Annotated in this window: 21 protein-coding genes; 20 read left to right on the top strand and 1 reads right to left on the bottom strand. The window is 42.7% G+C overall.

Features of this window, described 5'->3' with window-relative positions; all coding sequences use genetic code 11:
- Nucleotides 1-25 precede the first annotated feature (25 nt).
- The 10 genes from BLL40_RS06340 (at nt 26) to pyrE (ending at nt 11,287) form a co-directional block, all read left to right on the top strand.
- Complete coding sequence (locus tag BLL40_RS06340; protein WP_073711259.1) at nt 26-913, top strand: RluA family pseudouridine synthase; 888 nt, start codon at nt 26-28, stop codon at nt 911-913.
- A gap of 159 nt (nt 914-1,072) precedes the next feature.
- Complete coding sequence (pyrR, locus tag BLL40_RS06335; protein ID WP_073711069.1) at nt 1,073-1,609, top strand: bifunctional pyr operon transcriptional regulator/uracil phosphoribosyltransferase PyrR; 537 nt, start codon at nt 1,073-1,075, stop codon at nt 1,607-1,609.
- A gap of 190 nt (nt 1,610-1,799) precedes the next feature.
- Complete coding sequence (locus tag BLL40_RS06330) at nt 1,800-2,708, top strand: aspartate carbamoyltransferase catalytic subunit (protein WP_073711258.1); 909 nt, start codon at nt 1,800-1,802, stop codon at nt 2,706-2,708.
- Nucleotides 2,692-3,978 carry a dihydroorotase gene (locus BLL40_RS06325; RefSeq protein WP_073711068.1) on the top strand — a complete coding sequence of 429 codons (1,287 nt, stop codon included), beginning with the start codon at nt 2,692-2,694 and terminating at the stop codon, nt 3,976-3,978. The genes BLL40_RS06330 and BLL40_RS06325 overlap by 17 nt, the downstream gene beginning before the upstream one ends.
- Nucleotides 3,975-5,066, top strand: a complete 1,092-nt coding sequence (locus BLL40_RS06320; RefSeq protein WP_143180092.1) for a carbamoyl phosphate synthase small subunit — start codon at nt 3,975-3,977, stop codon at nt 5,064-5,066. The genes BLL40_RS06325 and BLL40_RS06320 overlap by 4 nt, the downstream gene beginning before the upstream one ends.
- Nucleotides 5,059-8,265: a carbamoyl-phosphate synthase large subunit gene (gene carB / locus BLL40_RS06315; protein WP_073711067.1), complete on the top strand. Its 3,207-nt coding sequence runs from the start codon at nt 5,059-5,061 to the stop codon at nt 8,263-8,265. The genes BLL40_RS06320 and carB overlap by 8 nt, the downstream gene beginning before the upstream one ends.
- Nucleotides 8,262-9,041 carry a dihydroorotate dehydrogenase electron transfer subunit gene (locus BLL40_RS06310; RefSeq protein WP_073711066.1) on the top strand — a complete coding sequence of 260 codons (780 nt, stop codon included), beginning with the start codon at nt 8,262-8,264 and terminating at the stop codon, nt 9,039-9,041. The genes carB and BLL40_RS06310 overlap by 4 nt, the downstream gene beginning before the upstream one ends.
- Complete coding sequence (locus BLL40_RS06305) at nt 9,038-9,949, top strand: dihydroorotate dehydrogenase (protein ID WP_073711065.1); 912 nt, start codon at nt 9,038-9,040, stop codon at nt 9,947-9,949. Before BLL40_RS06310 ends, BLL40_RS06305 begins: the two co-directional genes overlap by 4 nt.
- Entirely contained in the window at nt 9,949-10,659 is a 711-nt protein-coding gene (gene pyrF / locus BLL40_RS06300; protein ID WP_073711064.1) for an orotidine-5'-phosphate decarboxylase, read from the top strand. The genes BLL40_RS06305 and pyrF overlap by 1 nt, the downstream gene beginning before the upstream one ends.
- A 1-nt stretch (nt 10,660) precedes the next feature.
- Nucleotides 10,661-11,287, top strand: coding sequence for an orotate phosphoribosyltransferase (gene pyrE, locus BLL40_RS06295; RefSeq protein WP_073711063.1), 627 nt, complete (start codon nt 10,661-10,663; stop codon nt 11,285-11,287).
- Between the two features lie 48 nt (nt 11,288-11,335).
- On the opposite strand, the gene BLL40_RS06290 is transcribed toward pyrE, so the two are convergent.
- The gene (locus tag BLL40_RS06290; RefSeq protein ID WP_073711062.1) at nt 11,336-13,039 is read right to left on the bottom strand and encodes an Rqc2 family fibronectin-binding protein; all 1,704 of its coding nucleotides are present in this window, start codon (nt 13,037-13,039) and stop codon (nt 11,336-11,338) included.
- Nucleotides 13,040-13,205: 166 nt separating this feature from the next.
- Between BLL40_RS06290 and remA the strand changes: the two genes are divergently transcribed.
- The 10 genes from remA to BLL40_RS06240 all read left to right on the top strand — a co-directional run bounded on the left by remA (nt 13,206) and on the right by BLL40_RS06240 (nt 22,771).
- The gene (remA, locus tag BLL40_RS06285) at nt 13,206-13,466 is read left to right on the top strand and encodes an extracellular matrix/biofilm regulator RemA (protein ID WP_281247242.1); all 261 of its coding nucleotides are present in this window, start codon (nt 13,206-13,208) and stop codon (nt 13,464-13,466) included.
- 5 nt (nt 13,467-13,471) lie between these two features.
- On the top strand, nt 13,472-14,089 hold the full coding sequence (gene gmk / locus BLL40_RS06280; RefSeq protein ID WP_073711257.1) for a guanylate kinase: 618 nt from the start codon (nt 13,472-13,474) through the stop codon (nt 14,087-14,089).
- Entirely contained in the window at nt 14,089-14,316 is a 228-nt protein-coding gene (gene rpoZ / locus BLL40_RS06275) for a DNA-directed RNA polymerase subunit omega (protein ID WP_073711060.1), read from the top strand. Before gmk ends, rpoZ begins: the two co-directional genes overlap by 1 nt.
- A gap of 246 nt (nt 14,317-14,562) precedes the next feature.
- Nucleotides 14,563-15,768, top strand: a complete 1,206-nt coding sequence (gene coaBC / locus BLL40_RS06270; RefSeq protein WP_073711059.1) for a bifunctional phosphopantothenoylcysteine decarboxylase/phosphopantothenate--cysteine ligase CoaBC — start codon at nt 14,563-14,565, stop codon at nt 15,766-15,768.
- The gene (gene priA / locus BLL40_RS06265; RefSeq protein WP_073711058.1) at nt 15,765-18,161 is read left to right on the top strand and encodes a primosomal protein N'; all 2,397 of its coding nucleotides are present in this window, start codon (nt 15,765-15,767) and stop codon (nt 18,159-18,161) included. Before coaBC ends, priA begins: the two co-directional genes overlap by 4 nt.
- A gap of 19 nt (nt 18,162-18,180) precedes the next feature.
- On the top strand, nt 18,181-18,663 hold the full coding sequence (def, locus tag BLL40_RS06260) for a peptide deformylase (protein WP_073711057.1): 483 nt from the start codon (nt 18,181-18,183) through the stop codon (nt 18,661-18,663).
- Complete coding sequence (gene fmt / locus BLL40_RS06255; RefSeq protein WP_073711056.1) at nt 18,663-19,601, top strand: methionyl-tRNA formyltransferase; 939 nt, start codon at nt 18,663-18,665, stop codon at nt 19,599-19,601. Before def ends, fmt begins: the two co-directional genes overlap by 1 nt.
- 1 nt (nt 19,602) lies before the next feature.
- Nucleotides 19,603-20,931 carry a 16S rRNA (cytosine(967)-C(5))-methyltransferase RsmB gene (gene rsmB / locus BLL40_RS06250; RefSeq protein ID WP_073711055.1) on the top strand — a complete coding sequence of 443 codons (1,329 nt, stop codon included), beginning with the start codon at nt 19,603-19,605 and terminating at the stop codon, nt 20,929-20,931.
- Nucleotides 20,928-22,013 (top strand): dual-specificity RNA methyltransferase RlmN, encoded by a 1,086-nt coding sequence (gene rlmN / locus BLL40_RS06245; protein ID WP_073711054.1) that lies wholly within the window; start codon nt 20,928-20,930, stop codon nt 22,011-22,013. Before rsmB ends, rlmN begins: the two co-directional genes overlap by 4 nt.
- A gap of 5 nt (nt 22,014-22,018) precedes the next feature.
- Nucleotides 22,019-22,771, top strand: a complete 753-nt coding sequence (locus BLL40_RS06240) for a Stp1/IreP family PP2C-type Ser/Thr phosphatase (protein ID WP_073711053.1) — start codon at nt 22,019-22,021, stop codon at nt 22,769-22,771.
- Nucleotide 22,772 lies beyond the last annotated feature (1 nt).

Raw genomic sequence — 22,772 nt, 5'->3', positions numbered from 1 at the left:
AGTGGGAAATATAAATTTTACCGTAATGGAAGAAGAAAGCGGCAGCCGGATTGATAAATTAGCCGCGGCACAAGATGAACAGTTTTCAAGGACACAAGTGCAGGATTGGTTGAAGGAAGGGTATGTACTCGTCAACGGTAAGCCTGTAAAAGCAAACTATAAAGCCGTCGCTGGTGATGAAGTGACGATTCATATTCCGGAGCCAGCAGAATTGAAAATTGAAGCAGAAGATTTACACCTCGATGTGTATTATGAGGATGCGGATGTTATTATTGTGAATAAACCGAGCGGCATGGTTGTCCATCCCGCACCTGGCCATGTGAGCGGTACGCTTGTGAATGGGTTAATGTTTCACTGTAAAGATTTGTCGGGCATCAATGGTGTTATGCGCCCAGGGATTGTCCATCGGATTGATAAAGATACGTCCGGACTATTAATGGTCGCGAAAAACGATATGGCGCATGAAAAGCTTGTCAATCAACTCGTTGACAAATCAGTCACAAGAAAATATAAAGCTGTTGTGCATGGTGTGATTCCACATGATTTCGGCACAATTGAAGCACCAATCGGCCGTGACCCGAAAGATCGTCAAAAAATGGCGGTCGTTGATACGGGAAAAGCCGCGGTCACTCACTTTCATGTGATCGAGCGATTTGAAGACTTTACGCTCGTTGAATGTGAACTTGAAACAGGGCGTACACATCAAATTCGCGTACATATGAAATATATTGGTTTCCCCCTAGCAGGTGATCCTAAATATGGACCGAAAAAAACGCTCGACCTTGATGGACAGGCGCTTCATGCTGGTATTCTTGGGTTTGTTCATCCCCGTACAGGTGAATATATGGAGTTTGAAGCACCTGCTCCAAAAGAATTTGACGACATTCTTATTGAACTGAAGAAAAATAATTGACAATCTGTGCGATTATCGTTAAAATAAATGCAGTTGAATAAGAACCTTTAAGAACAGTCCCGAGAGGCTGGGAAGGGATCGGATAAAATGCGGCATATGTAATACCGCATCATGGGATCAGTATGCCTTCTCACTATCACGGGTGAGGAGGCTTTTTTTGTGGAAAAAGCAGTAGTGCTGGATCAGCAAGCAATTCATAGGGCATTGACGAGAATTGCACATGAGATCATTGAGCGGAATAAGGGCATTGACAACTGTGTATTAATCGGGATTAAAACAAGAGGTATTTATGTTGCAAAGCGGCTGGCAGAACGTATTTTTCAAATAGAAGGGCTGCACATTCCAGTTGGTGAGCTTGATATTACGCTCTATCGTGATGACTTGACGCATGAAATGAAAAGTCACGATCCAGAAGTGAGAGGATCAGATATTCCAGTTGATATCAATGGTAAAACCGTTATTTTAGCGGATGATGTGCTGTATACAGGAAGGACCGTACGAGCGGCGATGGATGCCATTATGGACATCGGAAGGCCATCGCATATTCAAATGGCGGCGCTTGTTGACAGAGGTCACCGGGAATTACCGATTCGGGCCGACTACATCGGTAAAAATATCCCGACGGCAAAAAGTGAACGTATTGTCGTTACACTTGAAGAAGTAGATGAATTTGATCGTATTAGTATATATGAATAAAGATGAATGTTAAATGAAAGTCCTGAGAGGCTTTATGAACATTGACAACCTTTTAAAAATGCACGAGAGGCATTTAAGGGTGAAATCGTTCTGCACATTTGTGCAGTACAGCTTCGTTATGCTGTAAAGACGAAAAAACACCCCGTTCTTGAGGGTGTTTTTTTCATGAAAACGGAGGCGGGAATCGATGATGAAAAATATAGTTTCAATTAGAGATTTGCATAAAGATGAAATTTTGTTAATATTAATGCAGGCACAGAAATTTGCGGAAGGCGAAGTATGGTCGCCAAATGAAAAATTATTTGTCGCAAATTTGTTTTTTGAAGCAAGTACGAGAACGAAAACAAGTTTTGAAATGGCAGAACGAAAAATGGGGCTTAATGTCATTCCATTTGATGTCGGCAGCTCGAGCGTTTTAAAAGGGGAAACACTCTATGATACAGTGCGCACAATGGAAGCAATAGGTGTAAATGCAGTTGTTATCCGTCACGAAGAAGATGCGTATTATGATGAACTTGTCGGTCATATTAACATTCCAGTTATTAACGCAGGCGACGGTTGCGGTCAGCATCCGACACAATGTTTACTTGACCTGCTCACTATTCAACAGGAATTTGGTTCGTTTGAAGGTTTGAACATTGGCATTGTCGGTGACATACGTCATAGCCGTGTCGCTCGTTCGAATGCAGAAGCATTGCAAAGACTTGGCGCAAATGTGAAATTTTCAGGACCACCGGAATGGTTTGAAGAGGAGTTTATGAAATCGAGCGGATTTGTTGAAATCGACAAACTGATCGAGCAGGTAGATGTACTTATGCTTTTGCGCATTCAGCATGAACGGCATCAAGTGGCGTCTACGATGACGAAAGAAGAATATCACCTTCGCTTTGGGTTGACAGAAGAGCGGGAGCGCCGCATGAAAGATGGAAGTATTATTATGCATCCAGCACCGGTAAACCGCGACGCAGAAATTGCGGATAGCTTGGTTGAATGCGAACGATCGCGTATATTTAAACAGATGGAAAATGGGGTATATGTACGTATGGCCGTATTAAAAGAAGTACTTGAAGGGAGACTGTCAGATGAGCTGGTTAATTAAAAATGGACAAATCTTAAACGAAATTGGTGAATTATTGAGTGCGGATATTCGTATTCAAGACGGTAAAATTGCTGAAATTGGAACAGCTCTTACAGCATCTAATGAAGAAGTGATCGATGCAGGCGGCAGCCTCGTTGCACCAGGACTTGTTGATCTGCACGTTCATTTGCGGGAGCCGGGCGGTGAGCATAAAGAAACGATCGATTCAGGTACAATGGCCGCAGCAAAAGGCGGATTTACGACAATTGCTGCCATGCCAAACACACGCCCTGTGCCCGATACAGTAGAAAACATCCAAAAAGTGAACAACCTAATCGACGAAAAAGCGCATATTCGCGTATTACCATATGCATCGATTACGATTCGCCAAGCTGGAAAAGAACTGGTTGACTTCTCCCCATTAAAAGAAAACGGCGCATTTGCGTATACAGATGATGGCGTGGGCGTTCAAGAAGCAGGCATGATGCATGCAGCAATGAAAAAAGCAGCAGCGATTGACATGGCGATCGTTGCACACTGCGAAGATAACAGTTTAATCTATGGTGGTGCCGTTCATGAAGGAGAATATTCGAAACGTGAAGGCATTCCAGGTATTCCTGCGATCTGTGAGTCGGTGCAAATTGCTCGTGATGTATTGCTTGCTGAAGCAGCAAACTGTCACTATCACGTCTGTCATGTGAGCACTAAAGAATCGGTACGTGTCATCCGCGATGCGAAAAAAGCTGGCATTCGTGTGACAGGAGAAGTATCACCGCATCATCTCGTGCTAACAGATCTCGATATTCCAGGTCAAGATCCCAATTTTAAAATGAATCCACCACTGCGTTCATCCGCAGATAAAGAGGCGTTAATCGGAGGACTGCTTGACGGGACAATCGATTTCATCGCAACGGATCATGCACCTCATACAGCAGAAGAAAAAGCAGCCGGTATTCAAAAAGCACCATTCGGCATTACAGGGTTTGAAACAGCATTCCCGCTTCTATATACAGAACTAGTGCAAAAAAATGTGATGACATTGAAACAACTTGTTGATTGGATGACGATCAAGCCATCTGAAACATTTAATTTGCCATTTGGCCGTTTAGAAGTAGGGGCTGTGGCAGATATTACAGTTATTGACCTTGAGACAGAAAAAGAAGTAGATCCAGCAACATTTTTATCTAAAGGGAAAAACACGCCATTTACAGGCCGCAAGTTAACTGGGTGGCCGACAGCAACATTTTTTGAAGGAAATCTTGTATGGCAGGAAGGAACGAAACAATCATGAAAAAACAGCTGATTTTAGAAGATGGTACAGTATTTATTGGTGAGGGGTTTGGAAGCAACAAAGATATTACAGGCGAAGTCGTTTTTACAACAGGAATGACAGGCTATCAGGAAACATTATCTGATCCGTCATTTTGCGGACAAATTGTCACATTTACATATCCGCTAATTGGAAACTATGGCATAAACCGTGACGATTTTGAAACGATCCAACCAGCGGTAAAAGCACTTGTTGTTAAAGAAGCAGCTGATTTTCCTTCTAATTTCAGAAGTGAATTTTCAATTGATGAATATTTAAAAATGAAAGACATTCCAGCCATTTCTGGCATCGACACACGTAAATTAACACGTATTATTCGTCAATATGGTGCGTTAAAAGGTGCCATTGTTTCTGCGGATGCAAATGCGGAAGAAGTGGTTCACCGTTTACAGGCAACTGTATTGCCGACAGACCAGGTGGCACAGGTGTCAACGAAATCTGCCTATCCAAGTCCAGGCCGCGGATTCCGCGTTGTGCTCATTGATTTTGGTATGAAGCACGGCATTTTACGCGAGTTAAACAACCGTGACTGTGATGTCACCGTCGTGCCGCATGATACGACAGGAGAACAAATTATGCAGTTCAAACCAGATGGTATTATGTTGACAAACGGACCTGGTGATCCAAAAGATGTGCCATATGCAATTGAAACGGTTAAATATTTGATCGGAAAAGTGCCGGTATTCGGTATTTGTCTAGGCCATCAGCTGTTTGCGCTTGCATCAGGAGCGGACACATTTAAAATGAAATTTGGTCACCGCGGATCGAACCACCCGGTTAAGGATTTACAAACGGGACGAACAGCGCTGACTTCACAAAACCATGGCTATGCGGTAGATGAAGAAACGATTAAAAACACAGACTTGAAAGTGACGCATCTTGCGTTGAACGATGGAACAGTTGAAGGACTTGCTCATAAAACATATCCAGCGTTCACGGTTCAATATCATCCAGAAGCATCACCGGGACCGGAAGATGACAATATTTTATTTGACCGTTTTATCGATATGATGAAAAAGAACGTTGCAAAGGAGAAACAAAATGCCTAAACGCACAGATATTAAAAGTATACTTGTCATTGGCTCCGGCCCAATTGTAATCGGCCAGGCAGCAGAGTTCGACTACGCAGGAACGCAGGCATGTCTTGCGTTAAAAGAGGAAGGATATCGCGTTATTCTTGTTAACTCGAATCCGGCAACCATTATGACGGATACAGAAATTGCAGATGCTGTCTATATCGAACCAATCACGCTTGAATTTGTAAGCCGCATTATTCAAAAAGAACGTCCAGACGCAATTTTGCCGACACTTGGCGGGCAGACAGGTTTGAACATGGCGGTTGAATTGGCAAATGCAGGCGTGCTTGAAGAATATAAAGTAGAAGTACTCGGGACGAAACTGTCTGCGATTGAACAAGCTGAAGACCGAGACCTTTTCCGTAACTTAATGAATGATTTAAATGAGCCAGTACCGGACAGTGATATCATTCATAATTTAGAAGAAGCATATACATTTGTTGAACGTGTCGGCTATCCAGTGATCGTACGCCCTGCTTATACACTCGGTGGCACAGGCGGGGGAATTTGCGAGAACGAAGAAGAATTAATTGAAATTGTTACAAGTGGATTGAAGCATAGCCCTGTAACGCAATGTCTTCTTGAGAAAAGCATAGCCGGCTTTAAAGAAGTTGAATACGAAGTGATGCGTGACTCAAGCGATAATGCCATTGTTGTATGTAACATGGAAAACATCGATCCGGTCGGCGTTCATACAGGTGACTCGATCGTTGTAGCGCCAAGCCAAACATTGACGGACCGTGAATATCAAATGCTTCGTAACACGTCTTTGAAAATCATTCGTGCGCTAGGTATTGAAGGTGGCTGTAACGTACAGCTAGCACTTGATCCATATAGTTTTCAGTATTACATTATTGAAGTGAATCCGCGTGTAAGCCGTTCATCTGCTCTTGCGTCAAAAGCAACAGGCTATCCGATTGCCAAACTTGCAGCAAAAATTGCGGTCGGATTGACACTTGATGAAATGATGAACCCAGTTACAGGAAAAACGTACGCATGCTTTGAGCCTGCACTTGATTACATCGTATCGAAAATTCCGCGCTGGCCATTTGATAAATTTGAAAATGCTAACCGGACACTAGGCACGCAAATGAAAGCAACAGGCGAAGTCATGGCCATCGGTCGTACCTTTGAAGAATCCATGTTAAAAGCAGTACGTTCACTTGAAAGCGGCGTTTTTCATCTTGAACTTGATGAACTTGCAGATAAAGAGGATGCTTTTATTGAAAAACGTATTCGTAAAGCAGGCGATGAGCGTTTGTTTTATCTAGGTGAAGCATTACGCCGTGGTATCACGATTGAAACCATTCACGAATGGAGCCAGATTGACCTGTTTTTCTTGAAAAAATTTGAAAACATCGTTCGTTTTGAAAAAGAGGTAGAAAAGAATCCATTTGATGCCGTTGTGGCAAAAAAAGCGAAAGAGCTCGGTTTTGCAGACAAAACAATCGCAAAAATGTGGGCGAAAACAGAGAAAGAAGTTTACGACTGGCGCAAAGAAAACGGCATCGTGCCTGTATTCAAAACCGTTGATACGTGTGCCGCTGAATTTGAATCCGAAACACCGTATTATTATGGTACGTATGAAGAAGAAAACGAATCAATCGTGACCGAACGTAAATCCGTTGTTGTTCTTGGTTCAGGTCCAATCCGTATTGGTCAGGGTGTTGAATTTGATTATGCCACTGTTCACTCTGTATGGGCGTTAAAAGAAGCGGGTTACGAAGCAATCATTGTTAACAATAACCCAGAAACGGTCTCAACGGACTTCAGTATTTCCGATAAACTATACTTTGAGCCGCTGACAATTGAAGATGTGATGCACATTATCGATCATGAAAAACCGGAAGGCGTTATCGTACAATTCGGCGGACAGACAGCGATCAATCTTGCCGATAAGTTAGTTGAACATGGTGTAAAAATTCTTGGTACGAGCCTAGAAGACGTAGACCGTGCTGAAAACCGCGATAAATTTGAGCAAGCATTGCAGGAACTTGATGTGCGGCAGCCGCTCGGTAAAACGGCGTTCTCTGTTGAGACAGCGGTTGAAATCGCGAACAACATTGGCTATCCGGTTCTTGTCCGCCCATCTTATGTACTCGGTGGACGTGCGATGGAAATCGTCTATAAAGAAGCAGAACTTCTTCAATACATGACAAATGCAGTGAAGATTAACCCGGAACATCCAGTATTGATTGATCGTTATTTAACAGGTCAAGAAATCGAAGTCGATGCAATCTCGGATGGTACAGATGTTGTCATTCCAGGTATCATGGAGCACATTGAGCGTGCTGGTGTTCATTCAGGCGACTCCATTGCAGTCTATCCACCACAAAAATTAACAGAAGATCAAAAAGCACAAATCATTGATTACACAGTGAGACTCGCAAAAGGTTTGAATATTATCGGTCTATTAAATATTCAATACGTCATCTCTAAAGGCGATATATTTGTTATCGAAGTGAACCCACGCTCAAGTCGTACTGTTCCATTTTTGAGCAAAATTACAAATGTTCCAATGGCGAATGTTGCTACAAAAGCCATTATGGGACAATCATTGAAAGAAATGGGCTATGAGACAGGTCTTGTACCTGAAAAAGAAGGCGTCTATGTGAAAGTACCGGTATTCTCATTTGCTAAATTGCGCCGCGTTGATACAACGCTCGGTCCTGAAATGAAATCGACAGGCGAAGTAATGGGGAAAGATGATACGCTTGAAAAAGCTTTGTACAAAGGCCTTGTGGCATCTGGTATGAAAATTCCAGTAAAAGGCGCTGTCCTGTTAACTGTAGCGGATAAAGACAAAGGCGAAGCACTTGCACTTGCAAAACGCTTTCACAACATTGGTTTTCAGCTGCTTGCGACATATGGCACGGCGAACTACTTGCGTGAATCCGGTGTACCGGTTGAAACGGTATCGAAAATTGGCGCGAAAGGTCCTGATATGCTCGATTTAATCCGCAGCGGACAAGCACAATTTATCATTAATACGCTCACAAGAGGCAAGCAACCGGCGCGTGACGGTTTCCGAATTCGCCGTGAAACGGTTGAAAATGGTATTCCTTGCTTAACATCACTGGATACAGCCGATGCGATTTTACAAGTACTTGAATCGATGATCTTTAACGCGGAAGCAATGCCAAAACCGGCATTGGAGGCGGCTGATTTATGATTCAAAAAGAGTTGATGACCGTAACAAACCAAACGGAAATCGCCCATAATATTTATGAAATGACATTGCAAGGTACACTTGTTGATCAAATGAACGAACCAGGTCAGTTCGTTCATTTGAAAGCAGGAGAAGAAATGATTCCGCTCTTGCGTCGCCCAATTAGCATTGCCCGCATTGAACAGGAAAAACAGGAATTTACGATGATTTACCGGGCAGAGGGGACAGGTACGAAGGCACTTGCGAAAAAACGTACAGGCGACTTTGTTGACGTACTCGGTCCACTCGGTCATGGTTTTCCAGTTGAGGAAGCACAACCAGGGCAAACAGCGCTTTTAATTGGAGGAGGTATCGGTGTTCCTCCTCTGTATGAATTATCGCGCCGTTTAAATGCAAATGGGGTCAAAACAATTCATGTACTTGGCTTTCAAAATAAAGAAGCAGCGTTTTATACAGAGCAATTTATATCACTTGGCGATACATATGTATCCACAGTAGACGGCTCACTCGGTGAGCAAGGATTTGTCACAGATATTGTGAATAATCACGGGTTAAAAGCGGATATTTTTTATTCGTGCGGTCCAACAGTCATGTTAAAAGCAGTTGAGCAGCTTCATGCAGCCCCTAGCGGTTACATTTCGCTTGAAGAGCGAATGGGCTGTGGGATTGGTGCTTGCTTCGCTTGTGTGTGTCATCCGAAAGAAGATGAATCGGGAACTGCATATTTGAAAGTTTGCAGCGATGGCCCTGTGTTTTTAGCCGGGGAGGTAGCGCTTTGAACAGATTAAATATTGAGCTTCCCGGTCTTTCGTTAAAAAATCCCATTATGCCAGCATCAGGCTGCTTTGGATTTGGCCGTGAATTCAGCCATCTATATGATTTAAGCTCTCTTGGCGCAATCATGATTAAAGCAACAACAGAAGAACCACGCTACGGCAATGCAACGCCGCGTGTCGCAGAAACACCGGCGGGCATGCTCAATGCGATCGGTCTTCAAAACCCGGGTCTTGAAAAAGTCATCGCAAATGAACTTGATTGGTTGAAACAATTTGATGTTCCGATTATTGCGAACGTAGCCGGATCACAGACGGAAGATTATGTGCAGGTCGCGAAAGAAATTTCCAAAGCGGATAATGTTCATGCGCTTGAATTAAACATATCCTGTCCAAATGTCAAAACGGGTGGCATCGCATTTGGTACCGTCCCGGAAACAGCGAAAGAGCTGACGAAGCGTGTAAAGGAAGTATCAGATGTCCCTGTTTACGTGAAGCTTTCGCCAAATGTTACGAACATTGTTGAAATGGCAAAGGCAGTAGAAGATGGCGGTGCAGATGGGCTTACAATGATTAATACATTAATCGGTATGCGCATTGATTTAAAAACGGCGCGTCCAATATTATCAAATCGTACAGGTGGATTATCGGGTCCTGCTGTAAAACCGGTCGCTGTTCGGATGGTCTACGAAGTAAGCCAAAACACAAATTTGCCGATTATCGGCATGGGCGGTATTTCAAGTGTAGAAGATATAATTGAATTTTATTTTGCAGGTGCAGATGCAGTCGCAGTTGGCACAGCGAACTTTGTCAATCCGTTTATATGTCCGGAATTGATTGAGCAGTTAGATCAATATTTAGAAGCACATAACGTAGATCATATTAGCGAACTGAAGGGGCGGAGCTGGAAGTAATGGAGAAAGAACCAATTATTGCACTTGATTTCCCTTCATGGGAGCAAACAGAACAATTTCTTGCCCTTTTTGATCAAGAACAACTGTACGTCAAAGTCGGTATGGAGCTTTATTTGCAAAATGGCCCGTTTATTATTGAACGATTAAAAGAAATGAATCATCGTATTTTCCTTGATTTAAAATTGCATGATATTCCAAATACAGTACACCAGGCGATGAAAGGACTTGCATCACTCGGCGTGGACATGATTAACGTTCATGCAGCAGGAGGTGTTCAAATGATGGCGGCGGCGCGTGCGGGACTGGATGAAGGGTCTATTAACGGCAAACGTCCAGTTTTGCTGGCAGTGACACAGTTGACTTCTACATCAGAAGAAGCCATGCAAGCTGATCAGTTAATTTCTGTACCACTCCATAAGTCCGTTCTTCATTATGCGAAAAAGGCGGAAGAAGCAGGCTGCGATGGTGTTGTCTGCTCAGTTCTTGAAGCATCAGCCATTCGAGATGCGTGCGGTGAAAGTTTTTATAAAGTAACACCGGGCATCCGCCTGAAAGATGGGAATGTGGATGATCAGCAGCGAATTGCTGATCCAAGGGAAGCACGCGAAATAGGTTCCACTATGATCGTTGTAGGCCGTCCGATTACGAAAGCAGACGATCCAGTCGCTGCCTATCATCAAGTGAAAGCATTGTGGGAGGGACGATCTTAACATGAAAAAAGAAATTGCAGAAGAATTATTGAAAATTCGTGCGGTATATTTGCAGCCCAATGATCCATTTACATGGTCTTCTGGCATGAAGTCACCAATATATTGCGATAACCGTTTGACGTTGTCTTATCCAGAAACGCGTCAAAAAATTGCTAAAGGATTAGCCGAATTAATTAAGAAGAACTACCCAGAAGCGGAAATTCTCGCAGGAACAGCAACGGCTGGTATCCCGCATGCTGCATGGGTATCAGACGTGTTAAACTTGCCAATGTGTTACGTTCGTTCCAAAGCGAAAGAACACGGAAAAGGCAACCAAATTGAGGGTAAAATTGCAGAAGGTGCGAAAGTTGTCGTTATTGAAGATTTAATCTCAACAGGCGGCAGTGCGATTACAGCGGCAGAAGCGTTGCGTGAAGCAGGTTGTGATGTGCTTGGTGTTGCAGCGATCTTTACATATGGATTGCCAAAAGGAGATTCTCGACTTGCGGAAGCTCGAATACAAGCAGCTTCGCTGAGCGACTATGATGCACTGATTGAAGTTGCAGCGGAAAAAGAATATGTAGAAGCTAGCGACATTGAAACATTAAAACAATGGAAACAAAATCCTGATGCATGGGGTACAAAATAAGATAAAACAAAAGGAACTTTCCGACAATGAGTGGAAAGTTCCTTTTGTTTATTTCCTCATCTCCATCACTTTACCTTCGTCAGGTGTCACGTAAACGGTGTGCTGCTGATCGTAAATAACGAAGCCGGGTTTAGCACCGGATGGTTTTTTGACGTGGCGCACTTTCGTATAATCAACAGGCACGGAAGAAGATTCTTTCGCTTTGCTGTAGTAGGCGGCAATGATTGCGGCTTCCAAAATAGTTTCGTCTGACGGTTCGGCTGATTGGATAACGATGTGTGAGCCTGGAATGTCTTTGGTGTGGAGCCATATATCATCACGTCTTGCCACTTTATTCGTTAAATAATCGTTTTGTCGATTATTTTTGCCAGCGTGTATGAGTGTACCGTCGGATGATACATATTCTTCGATCACTGGTTTTTCAGGTTTCTTTTTCTTTTTCACATGACGTGCTTTAATGTAACCTTCTTCAGCGAGTTCTTCGCGAATTTCTTCGATATCCCGTGGTGATGCGGATTCAAGCTGCTGCAACAAAGCTTCAAAATAGTGGATTTCATCATTCGTTTTCGTGATCTGTTCCTGAACGACGCTGAGCGCATTTTTTGCTTTTTGATAGCGTGAAAAGTATTTTTGTGCGTTGTCCGCGGGATTTTTGCGTGGATCAAGCGAGATCGTAATCATGGAGCTTGCTTCATCATAATAATTGAGCACTTGTATCTCACTCATGCCTTTTTTTACTGCATACAAGTTTGCTGTTAGCAATTCGCCAAGACGCTGATATACACTGGCATTTTCCGCTTCTTTAAGAGTCCGTTCGAGCTTGTGTATTTTTGAACGGTTTTTTTGAAGTTCATTACTGATTAAACGCTCGAGGTCATTTCCTTGCTGGCGGACACGGTCACGTTCCGCTTTGCCGAAATAATAACGGTCCAGAAGCATGGACAATGTATCAAGTTTCGTTCGTTCACCTTTTAAATGGGATAAATCGATCATATAAAAATACGTTTTATCACCACTATCAATCATAATGGGCGTATATTTTTTTTCAAGAATCGGTTTCATCGTTTTAACAAATGAATCCGGAATCGTTTCGCGGTTGGCGAGACCAGCACACGCAACGACTTCATTGCTAATGAGTGGGGATAATCCTTCAAATGAAGCAACGAGTTGTTTTCCAATTTTACCGGTATTAAAATCAATAGACTGCAAGACTGTTTCTGTATCAGCGGTAAGTGGATTTTTTTTGTTTTGAGCTGGCGGGTTTACGTAAAGTGATCCAGGCAAAATGGTTCGGTAGCTATTCTGCGCTGGTGGTATGTGTTTAATACTGTCAATTATCGTACCTTTTTCTTTATCAACGAGAATGATGTTACTATGGCGGCCCATTATTTCCACGTACAGCTGTTTGTATGAAATATCTCCGATTTCATTTTTGCCTTTAAATTCAAACATAATCGTCCGATCAAGGCCGTTTTGCTGGATATTTTCTAAAATCGCTCCATCTAAATGTTTACGCATCATAACACAAAAAAGCGGTGGTTCGGATGGGTTGTCTTGCACCATATCTGTCAATTGCACACGTGCGTAAGATGGATGTGCAGATAGTAAAAGCTTGTTGTTTTTTCCGCGTGCCCGAATAACCATAATCGTTTCATTTTTATAAGGCTGGTGAATTTTATTGACGCGTCCGCCTGTGAGCGCTTCGTTCAATTCTTCCACCATAGCCTTCGTAAATAGTCCATCAAATGCCATAAGTCATACTCCCTTTTCAAACGAACATATTTATCAATCATATCATGGAATAGATAAATACGTAAATTTGTAGTTCGCTTATTTTTTAAGTGATAGTGGGAGAAAATATGATATAATACATCAAGTATGCAAGAACGGATAAGAATAACAAAGGGGAATGTGGACGATGCAGTTAATCAATATTGGTTTCGGCAGTGTCGTCTCGGCAGAGCGGATTGTGGCAATCGTTAGCCCGGAATCGGCACCGATCAAACGGCTTGTTCAAGATTCACGTGAACGGGGAAATCTCGTCGATGCGACATTTGGCCGCCGGACGCGTGCAGTTATCATTACGGATAGCAATCATATTGTTTTATCCGCCGTTCAGCCAGAAACGGTGGCGAACCGTGCTGTATTGAAAGAGGAAGATGCAGAGGAAGGAATGTGAAAGAAGTGAAAGAAAAAGGTTTGCTGATCGTATTATCCGGGCCATCAGGTGTTGGAAAAGGGACGGTGCGAAAAGCAATTTTTTCAAGGGACGATGTAAAGTTCGACTATTCAATTTCGATGACGACACGCAAGCCGCGTGAAGGAGAAGTCGATGGGGTCGATTACTTTTTTAAATCCCGTGAGGAATTTGAACAGCTTATTGCAGCTGGAAAGCTGTTGGAATATGCTGAATTTGTTGGAAACTATTATGGAACACCGGTTGATTATGTGCGCGCAACACTTGATGCAGGAACCGATATTTTTCTTGAAATCGAAGTGGAAGGTGCTCGTCAAGTAAGAGAAAAGTTTCCGGAAGGACTGTTTATTTTTCTTGCACCGCCAAGCCTTTCCGAGCTGCACAGCCGGATTATTAATCGTGGCACAGAGACAGATGATGTAATCCGTGGCCGGATGGATCAGGCAAGAAAAGAAATTGAACTGATGGAATTATATGACTATGTCGTTGAAAATGATGAAGTCGACCGGGCGTGCAGCCGCATCCAATCGATTATTGAAGCAGAGCATTGTCGCCGTGAACGCGTGCAACATCGCTATCAAATTATGCTAGAAGGTGAAAATTAATGTTATATCCATCCATTGATAACTTATTGACGAAAATTGATTCAAAATACTCGCTCGTTAGTGTTGCCGCTAAACGTGCACGTTATATGCAGGAAAACAAAGGATCAGAAGTGCTACATTCATATGAGTCACATAAATTCGTTGGCAAAGCGCTTGAAGAAATTTATGCTGATGAACTTGTGATGAAAAAGAAAAATATGAACGAAACGTATTCAGACGAAGTATAAAGTGAATCTTCTATCAGTGGGGGAGTTCTTTTCATTCCGCTGCTGATGGTTAGGTGAACTAATCGGGCCTTTACGAGCAGTTTGCCCCCCACACTTATTCTTTCTCGATTTTTCCACGTCTTGAAGTGGGGGCTTAGTGCCCGTTAATCTGCGATAAATAATGAACAAATGTAAAAGGGCGGCTTATACCGGCCTTTTCTTTTTTATCAGATTTATCAGAACGATTTGGATGGAGGGGTACATGATATGAATGGGAAACATATTTTACTATGTGTCAGCGGTGGTATTGCTGTTTATAAAGCGGCTGCCCTTACGAGTAAGTTAAAACAGGCGGGTGCCGAGGTGAAAGTTGTCATGACCGAATCCGCGCAGCAATTTGTAACGCCGATTACGTTTCAAGCGCTGTCTGGTCAGCCTGTTTATACAGACACATTCGACGAAAAGGACCCAATGAAAATTGCGCACATTGATATTGCTGACTGGGCAGATCTTGTGATCGTTGCTCCTGCCACAGCGAATATGATTGCAAAAATGGCCAATGGCATCGGTGATGATATGGTTTCGACCGTTTTGCTTGCCGGTACAGCACCGCGATGGATTGCACCGGCGATGAATGTTCACATGCATGCTCATCCGGCTGTGCAAAACAATATGAATACACTCAAATCATTCGGATATCGTTTTATTGAACCAGGTGAAGGGTACCTTGCGTGCGGTTATACAGGAAAAGGACGTTTGGAAGAACCAGAGGTTATTGTAGCGCTCGTTGCAGATTATTTTTCAGAGCATCAGCATAAACCGCTCGCTGGAAAAAAAGTTATTGTCACAGCAGGACCGACTCGTGAAGCAGTGGATCCGGTCCGTTTTTTCACAAACCGCTCAACTGGTAAAATGGGCTATGCAGTCGCTGAAGCAGCACGCGATTTGGGTGCTGATGTTGAACTTATATCTGGTCCAGTCACCATTGAGCCGCCTTCAGGTATTTCCATTACACATGTTGAGAGTGCAGAAGAGATGTTTCAAGCCGTTATGTCATCTTATGATAAATCAGATATCGTTGTGAAGACAGCCGCGGTTGCAGATTATCGGCCGAAACGTGTCCATGATCATAAGATGAAAAAACAAGACGGTGAATTATCAATGGAACTTGAGCGGACGACTGATATTTTGAAAACACTAGGAGAACAAAAAAAACATCAGTTTTTAATTGGATTTGCAGCTGAAACGGATAACGTCAAGACATATGCAAAACGAAAGCTTGAGTCCAAAAATGCTGATATGATTGTGGCAAACAATGTGAAGCAGGCGGGTGCAGGATTTGGAGGGGATACGAATATCATTACTATTTTTTATCGTGATGGATCGCATAAAGAATTCGATATGATGTCGAAAAAGGAAGCAGCTGTTCACCTTTTAACAGAAGCGATTGAGCAAATGGGTGATGGGCAATGAATGTAGCATCTGTCATTGTCGATGTGGCTGCCATGCAGACAGACCGTCCATTTGACTATGAAATTCCGGAGCGGTGGCGAGAAGTCATTCAACCGGGAATGCGCGTCATCGTGCCATTCGGTCCGCGTCATGTGCAAGGGTTCGTCCTTGAGATAAAAGAAGACACAGAGATCCGCAAGTTAAAACCAATCGTAGAGCCAATGGATATTGTCCCTGTTTTAAGTGAAGAACTAATGAAACTTGCCCAATGGTTAACAATCGAATCACTTTGCTTTAAAATATCTGCGCTTCACGTTATGCTGCCAGCGGCGATGAAAGCGAAGTATTCAAAACTAATCCGTCTGACAGGAGAGAAGTCTCTTTCACCAGAACTAGCTTCCTTATTTGAAGACCAAACGGAAATTCCGTGGGAAGTCGCATCTGAAGCCGATGCACTGACTGATATTCGTAAAGAAGTGAAAAATGGCACGATCGAAGTTATTTATTCGGTTAAAAGCAAAGGGCGCACGAAAACGGTCCGTATGGTGAAGTGCTTATTGTCAGAGGAAACACTGGCTGAAACAGTTGAAACGATAGCGAAAAATGCTGTTAAACAAAAAGAAGCATTGCTCGCTTTTTCGGGGCGAAGAGGCGATTGGCTGACATTAAAAGAAACCGGTATGTCACCTGCAACGGCGAAATCGCTTATTAGAAAAGGATGGATAGAAGAAAAACAGGAAGAAATGTATCGCGATCCGCATAGCGGAAGGCATTTTGAACCGGACAAGCCGCTTAGTTTAACAGAAAATCAACAGGAAGCTATTGCGCCGATTCTAGCTACCATAACTGATGGTACAACAGAGACATTTTTACTTCATGGTGTAACAGGAAGCGGGAAAACGGAAATTTATTTACAATCGATCAGCCGGGTCATTGAAAAAGGGCAGGAAGCTATTGTACTTGTACCGGAAATTTCATTGACACCTCAAATGACGGAGCGATTTAAGCGCCGGTTTGGAAATGATGTGGCAGTGCTGCACAGCGGGCTGTCCATTGGAGAAAAGTATGATGAATGGAGGAAAATTAGCCGGAAAGAAGTGAAAGTCGTCGTCGGTGCGCGGTCGGCTGTTTTTGCGCCGTTTGAAAATATAGGGCTTATAATCATTGATGAAGAGCACGAAACGAGCTATAAACAGGAAGAAAATCCTCGTTATCATGCACGAGATGTAGCAATTTGGCGGGCTGCTTACTATAAATGTCCGGTTATTTTAGGAAGTGCAACTCCATCACTAGAATCATTCGCTCGCGCAAAAAAAGGTGTATATACGCTTTTAACGCTCGATCGTCGCGTCAATGACCGTCCGCTGCCGAGCGTTGATATTATCGATATGAGAGAAGAACTGCGTGAAGGAAACCGGTCGATGTTTTCTCGTACACTTTTTGATAAAATAAAAGATCGACTCGAAAAAGAAGAACAGACTGTTTTATTTTTGAATAAACGAGGCTATTCATCTTTTATCATGTGCCGTGACTGCGGGTATGTGGCCGGCTGTCCACATTGTGACGTGTCGATGACATATCACCGCCACCGCCATCAGTTGAAGTGTCATTACTGTGGCTATGAAGAACCGGCACCGAATATATGCCCGGAATGCGGCAGTGAGCATATCCGTCATTTTGGCACCGGCACGCAAAAAGTCGAAGAAGAATTATTGAAGCTCTTGCCGGAAGTACGTATTATTCGTATGGATGTTGATACGACGGGAACGAAAGGATCACATGAAAGATTGCTCCGTCAGTTTGCTAATAAAGAAGCGGATATTTTACTTGGCACGCAGATGATTGCAAAGGGACTCGATTTTCCTAATATTACGCTTGTCGGTGTACTGAGCGCTGATACGATGCTTCATTTACCTGATTTTCGTTCGTCGGAAAAAACGTTTCAGCTGTTAACACAAGTGAGTGGACGCGCCGGTCGCCATCATCTGTCAGGTGAAGTAGTTGTTCAGACATATACGCCGGAGCACTACAGTATTCAACTTGCTGCGGAACAAAATTATGAGTCGTTTTATCAGAAGGAAATGATGATGCGAAACATGGGTGGCTATCCCCCATTTTATTATTTAGCACTGATTAATGTAAGTCATAAAGAAGCCATTGAAGCATCTAGCGCCGCGAATAAAATTGTCGCGAAAATAAAACCGTCCCTTTCACAGGCTGCTGTTATTCTTGGGCCCGTTGCGTCGCCAATCGCGCGGATCAACGATAGATATCGGTGGCAATGTTTGATAAAATACAAACGTGAACCAAAGTTAACAGTCGTTTTAAAAGAAGTGCTTGAACATTATGCGAAACAAGGAAAATCGAACGGACTCTTAGTGTCCATTGATGTACATCCGTATATGTTAATGTAGAAAAGAGGAACTATATTATATGACAGTGTTAAAAATTATTGAACATCCGTCCGTTATTTTAGAAGCAAAATGCCGCCCGGTGACAGAGTTTGACAGCAAGCTGAAACGTCTCGTACGCGATATGCAAGAGACAATGATTGAAGCAGACGGCGTCGGTCTTGCTGCACCGCAAATCGGACAAGATATTCGCCTAGCTATTGTAGACATTGAAGATGAGCATGGATTAATTGTGTTAATCAATCCAGAACTGATGGAGTCGTCAGGCGAGCAGACGGACATTGAAGGATGCTTAAGCTTTCCAGAATTATACGGTGAAGTAAGCCGCCCAAATGTAATTAAAATTAAAGCGTTAAATGTAAAAGGACAGTCGTATGTATTGCAGGCTACTGGCTTTTTAGCCCGAGCAATTCTGCATGAAATGGATCATCTTGATGGTGTTTTATTTACATCAAAAGTAATAAAATATATTCCAGCAGGGGAATTGGAAAGGGTGGATTCGTAATGACGAAAATTATATTTATGGGCACCCCTCAATTTTCTGTTCCGGTTCTCAATCAACTGATTGAAGACGGATATGACGTTCTGGCTGTGGTCACACAGCCAGACCGACCCGTTGGCCGTAAAAAAGTGATGACACCGCCGCCGGTAAAAGAAGCAGCTATTACAAACCATTTACCCGTGTTACAACCGGAAAAATTATCGAATTCTTATGAATTACAGCAAATGATTAATCTGAAACCGGATCTGATTGTAACGGCTGCATACGGGCAGCTCTTGCCAAATGAACTGCTGGAAGCGCCGAAATATGGTTGCATTAATGTTCATGCGTCATTACTGCCGGAATTACGCGGGGGAGCACCGATTCATTATTCACTATTACAAGGGAAAAAAGAAACGGGCATTACAATTATGTATATGGCAGAAAAGCTAGATGCCGGTGATATTATTAGCCAGTCGGTCGTTCCAATTGAGGAAACAGATCATACTGGTATATTGCACGATAAACTAAGCGAAGTCGGGGCAGCACTTTTGTCGGAAACGATCCCAGCTATTTTATCCGGAACATCCAGTCGTACGCCGCAGGACGAATCAAAAGCGACATTTGCACCGAACATACGCCGTACGGATGAAAAGATGGACTGGCACCGATCTGGTGAAGAGTTGTATAATCAAGTGCGCGGTCTTCATCCATGGCCGGTTGCTTATACGACACTTGATGGCAATGTTATGAAAGTATGGAAGGCAAAAAAAGAAACTGGATCATCAGCACCAGGTGAAGTAATAGCGATCGAGGAAGACAGTTTTATTATATCTACTGGATCGAATACGGCACTTAAAATCATTGAATTACAGCCCGCTGGTAAGAAGCGGATGAGTGCACGGGATTATTTGCGTGGTTCAGGTTCTACATTAAAAGTCGGCATGAAGTTTGGAGAGTAATATGGGAATCATGAATGTGCGAGAAACAGCACTTGAATTAATTGATACAGTTGAAAAAAGCGGTTCATATAGTAATTTAATGTTAAATAATGCGATTGAAAAGAACAACATGTCTGGACGTGATGCAGCACTGTTGACAGAAATCTTGTACGGCACGATACAACGGAAATTAACACTTGACTTTTACTTGGCTCCCTTTTTGAAAAAAAAGCCGGAGCGATGGGTGAACAATTTACTCCGTTTATCTCTTTATCAAATGGTCTATCTTGATAAAGTGCCGGAGCGAGCTATTATTCATGAAGCGGTTAATATTGCAAAGAAGCGCGGTCATAAAGGAATTGCTAGTATGGTTAATGGTGTGCTCCGTTCTATTCAACGAGAAGGTGTACCAGATACGAAGACGATTCAAGATGATACGGAGCGTATTTCTATTGAAACGAGTCATCCGCTCTGGCTTGTGAAACGATGGATCGTTGCATATGGCGCCGAAAAAACAGAAGCTATGTGCCAGCATAATTTAACAGTACCTGACCAGACAGTCCGTGTAAACGAAATGAAGATGACACGTCATGAGGCGATTGAAAAACTTCAAGAAGAAGGATTTGATGCATCGCCTTCTGACGTGTCATCACATGCAATACGGATTGCAAAAGGCAACGCTGCGAAATCATCGTTATATACAAAAGGCATCATTTCTATTCAAGATGAAAGTTCCATGCTTGTAGCGCCGGTTTTAGGCGCATCACCAGGACAGCATGTTCTCGATATGTGTGCGGCGCCTGGGGGGAAAACAGCTCATATTTCAGAATTAATGAATAACAAAGGGCATATTGATGCACTTGATATTCATGAACATAAATTGAAACTTGTAAAACAAAATGCAGAACGGCTCTCACTTTCAAACATTCATGTTCAAAAAAAAGATGCGAGGCAAGCTGGTGACATTTTTGAAAAGGAAACATTTGATGCGATTCTCGTTGATGCTCCGTGCTCCGGACTGGGTGTTATTCGCCGGAAACCGGATTTGAAATACGCCAAGACGGAAAAAGATTTGGAGAACTTGCAGACGATTCAGTTGAATATTTTAGCGGCGGCGGCACCTTTAGTAAAAGAAAATGGTGTGCTTGTTTACAGTACATGTACAGTAGATAAAGAAGAAAATGAAGGAACGGTTACGACATTTTTAGCCACTCATCCGGAATTTCAGCCTGAGCCGCTTGAACATATCTCTATACAGCCGAAGTCCACTATGCTGCAAGTATTTCCAGACGACTTTGGTGGTGACGGATTTTTTATTAGTAAATTTAGAAAGAAGGCAAAACATATATGAACGCAGTAACGAAAAAACAAACAGATGAACCGAAGCCGAAGCCATCGATATATTCATTGGAGCTTCATGAACTAAAAGACTGGCTCTTAGAAAATGGGGAAAAACCTTTCCGTGCCGATCAAATTTTTGACTGGCTCTATATAAAGCGAGCAACATCAGTAAACGATATGACAAACGTATCAAAAGAATTACGTGAAAAATTAGATCAGTCCTTTTTGTTTACCTCATTAAAAACAGCCATCCAGCAAGAATCAGCCGACGGGACGATTAAATTTTTATTTGAACTGCATGATGGATATTCAATCGAAACGGTATTAATGCGTCATGAATATGGCAACTCTGTTTGTGTGACAACACAGGTTGGCTGCCGCATTGGCTGTACGTTTTGTGCATCGACACTAGGTGGATTGAAACGAAACCTGGAAGCTGGCGAAATTGTCGCACAAGTTGTAAAAGTACAGCAGGCACTTGATGAAGTGGGAGAACGTGTTAGTTCTGTTGTTATTATGGGAATTGGGGAGCCATTTGATAATTACGATGAAATGATGTCCTTTTTGCACATTATTAACCATGAAAAAGGCTTAAATATCGGTGCCCGCCACATTACTGTATCAACGAGCGGCATCGTGCCGAAAATTTACAAATTTGCGGATGAAAAAACACAAATTAATTTCGCTGTGTCTCTTCATGCACCAAATGATGAATTACGCACAAAGTTAATGCCGATTAATCGAGCGTATAAATTAAAAGATTTAATGGAAGCTATTCGTTACTATACGGAAAAAACAGGACGCCGTATTAGCTTTGAATACGGTTTGTTCGGTGGTGAAAATGATTCGATTGCTCATGCGGAAGAACTAGCGGCGCTTATTAAAGGAATTAAATGCCATGTGAATTTAATTCCAGTCAACTATGTACTCGAACGTGATTATGTTCGCACACCCCGCAATAAAATCTTTGAATTTGAAAAAACATTGAAACAGAATGGCGTTAATGTAACGATTCGCCGTGAGCAAGGAACGGATATTGATGCGGCATGCGGACAACTCCGTGCGAAAGAGCGTGCCAGCGAAACGAGGTGATCAGTGTGAATGCTGTATTTCAAACGGACAGAGGCCGTGTTCGTGTTCATAATGAAGATCATGGCGGCGTGTTTTATCATGGAGATCATTTTTGCTTAGCAGTAGTAGCAGATGGAATGGGCGGTCACAATGCAGGTGATATTGCGAGTCGGATGACGGTTGAAGCGATGGAGCATGCATGGAACACGTCGGCATCAACTATTAAATCATCCGATGATGCAGTTGAATGGCTGAAATCAATTATTTTAGTTATTAATAAGGATATTTTGAATCATGCAAATGAACATTCTGAATGCAGTGGTATGGGAACAACTCTTGTCGCTGCATTATGTACAGAGAAATTTTGTACTATTGCCAGCGTCGGCGATAGCCGGTGCTATTTGCAAAGTGAAAATGGTTTTACGCAAATAACAGAAGACCATTCACTCGTCAATGAACTTGTGAAATCTGGAGAGATCACACGTGAAGAAGCGGAAAATCACCCGAAAAAAAATGTGTTGACGCGTGCACTTGGCACGGATGAAAAACTGATCGTTGATTACCGGACGATTATGTTCGAAGAAGAAGATTATTTACTTTTATGCTCAGACGGTCTTTCTAATAAAGTGACGACCGCTCATATGGAACAAGTTCTTCAATCTGCGGATTCATTGTCGCTAAAAGCGGATATACTCGTTCAGATGGCTAATGAAAATGGTGGGGAAGACAATATCACTGTTGTGATTCTCGAACAGTGTGCTGGCAGTGAGAGCGGGTGAG

The sequence above is a fragment of the Domibacillus mangrovi genome (genome assembly GCF_001906925.1).
GTDB classification, from domain to species: Bacteria; Bacillota; Bacilli; order Bacillales; family Domibacillaceae; genus Domibacillus; species Domibacillus mangrovi.
This window is presented reverse-complemented; position numbering and strand designations above follow the sequence as displayed.

Coding starts and splice junctions, on each gene's coding strand:
- BLL40_RS06340 (WP_073711259.1), top strand. CDS start 26: ATGGAAGAAGAAAGCGGCAGCCGGATTGATAAATTAGCCGCGGCACAA.
- BLL40_RS06330 (WP_073711258.1), top strand. CDS start 1,800: ATGAAAAATATAGTTTCAATTAGAGATTTGCATAAAGATGAAATTTTG.
- BLL40_RS06325 (WP_073711068.1), top strand. CDS start 2,692: ATGAGCTGGTTAATTAAAAATGGACAAATCTTAAACGAAATTGGTGAA.
- BLL40_RS06320 (WP_143180092.1), top strand. CDS start 3,975: ATGAAAAAACAGCTGATTTTAGAAGATGGTACAGTATTTATTGGTGAG.
- carB (WP_073711067.1), top strand. CDS start 5,059: ATGCCTAAACGCACAGATATTAAAAGTATACTTGTCATTGGCTCCGGC.
- BLL40_RS06310 (WP_073711066.1), top strand. CDS start 8,262: ATGATTCAAAAAGAGTTGATGACCGTAACAAACCAAACGGAAATCGCC.
- pyrF (WP_073711064.1), top strand. CDS start 9,949: ATGGAGAAAGAACCAATTATTGCACTTGATTTCCCTTCATGGGAGCAA.
- pyrE (WP_073711063.1), top strand. CDS start 10,661: ATGAAAAAAGAAATTGCAGAAGAATTATTGAAAATTCGTGCGGTATAT.
- BLL40_RS06290 (WP_073711062.1), bottom strand. CDS start 13,039: ATGGCATTTGATGGACTATTTACGAAGGCTATGGTGGAAGAATTGAAC.
- remA (WP_281247242.1), top strand. CDS start 13,206: ATGCAGTTAATCAATATTGGTTTCGGCAGTGTCGTCTCGGCAGAGCGG.
- rpoZ (WP_073711060.1), top strand. CDS start 14,089: ATGTTATATCCATCCATTGATAACTTATTGACGAAAATTGATTCAAAA.
- coaBC (WP_073711059.1), top strand. CDS start 14,563: ATGAATGGGAAACATATTTTACTATGTGTCAGCGGTGGTATTGCTGTT.
- priA (WP_073711058.1), top strand. CDS start 15,765: ATGAATGTAGCATCTGTCATTGTCGATGTGGCTGCCATGCAGACAGAC.
- def (WP_073711057.1), top strand. CDS start 18,181: ATGACAGTGTTAAAAATTATTGAACATCCGTCCGTTATTTTAGAAGCA.
- fmt (WP_073711056.1), top strand. CDS start 18,663: ATGACGAAAATTATATTTATGGGCACCCCTCAATTTTCTGTTCCGGTT.
- rsmB (WP_073711055.1), top strand. CDS start 19,603: ATGGGAATCATGAATGTGCGAGAAACAGCACTTGAATTAATTGATACA.
- rlmN (WP_073711054.1), top strand. CDS start 20,928: ATGAACGCAGTAACGAAAAAACAAACAGATGAACCGAAGCCGAAGCCA.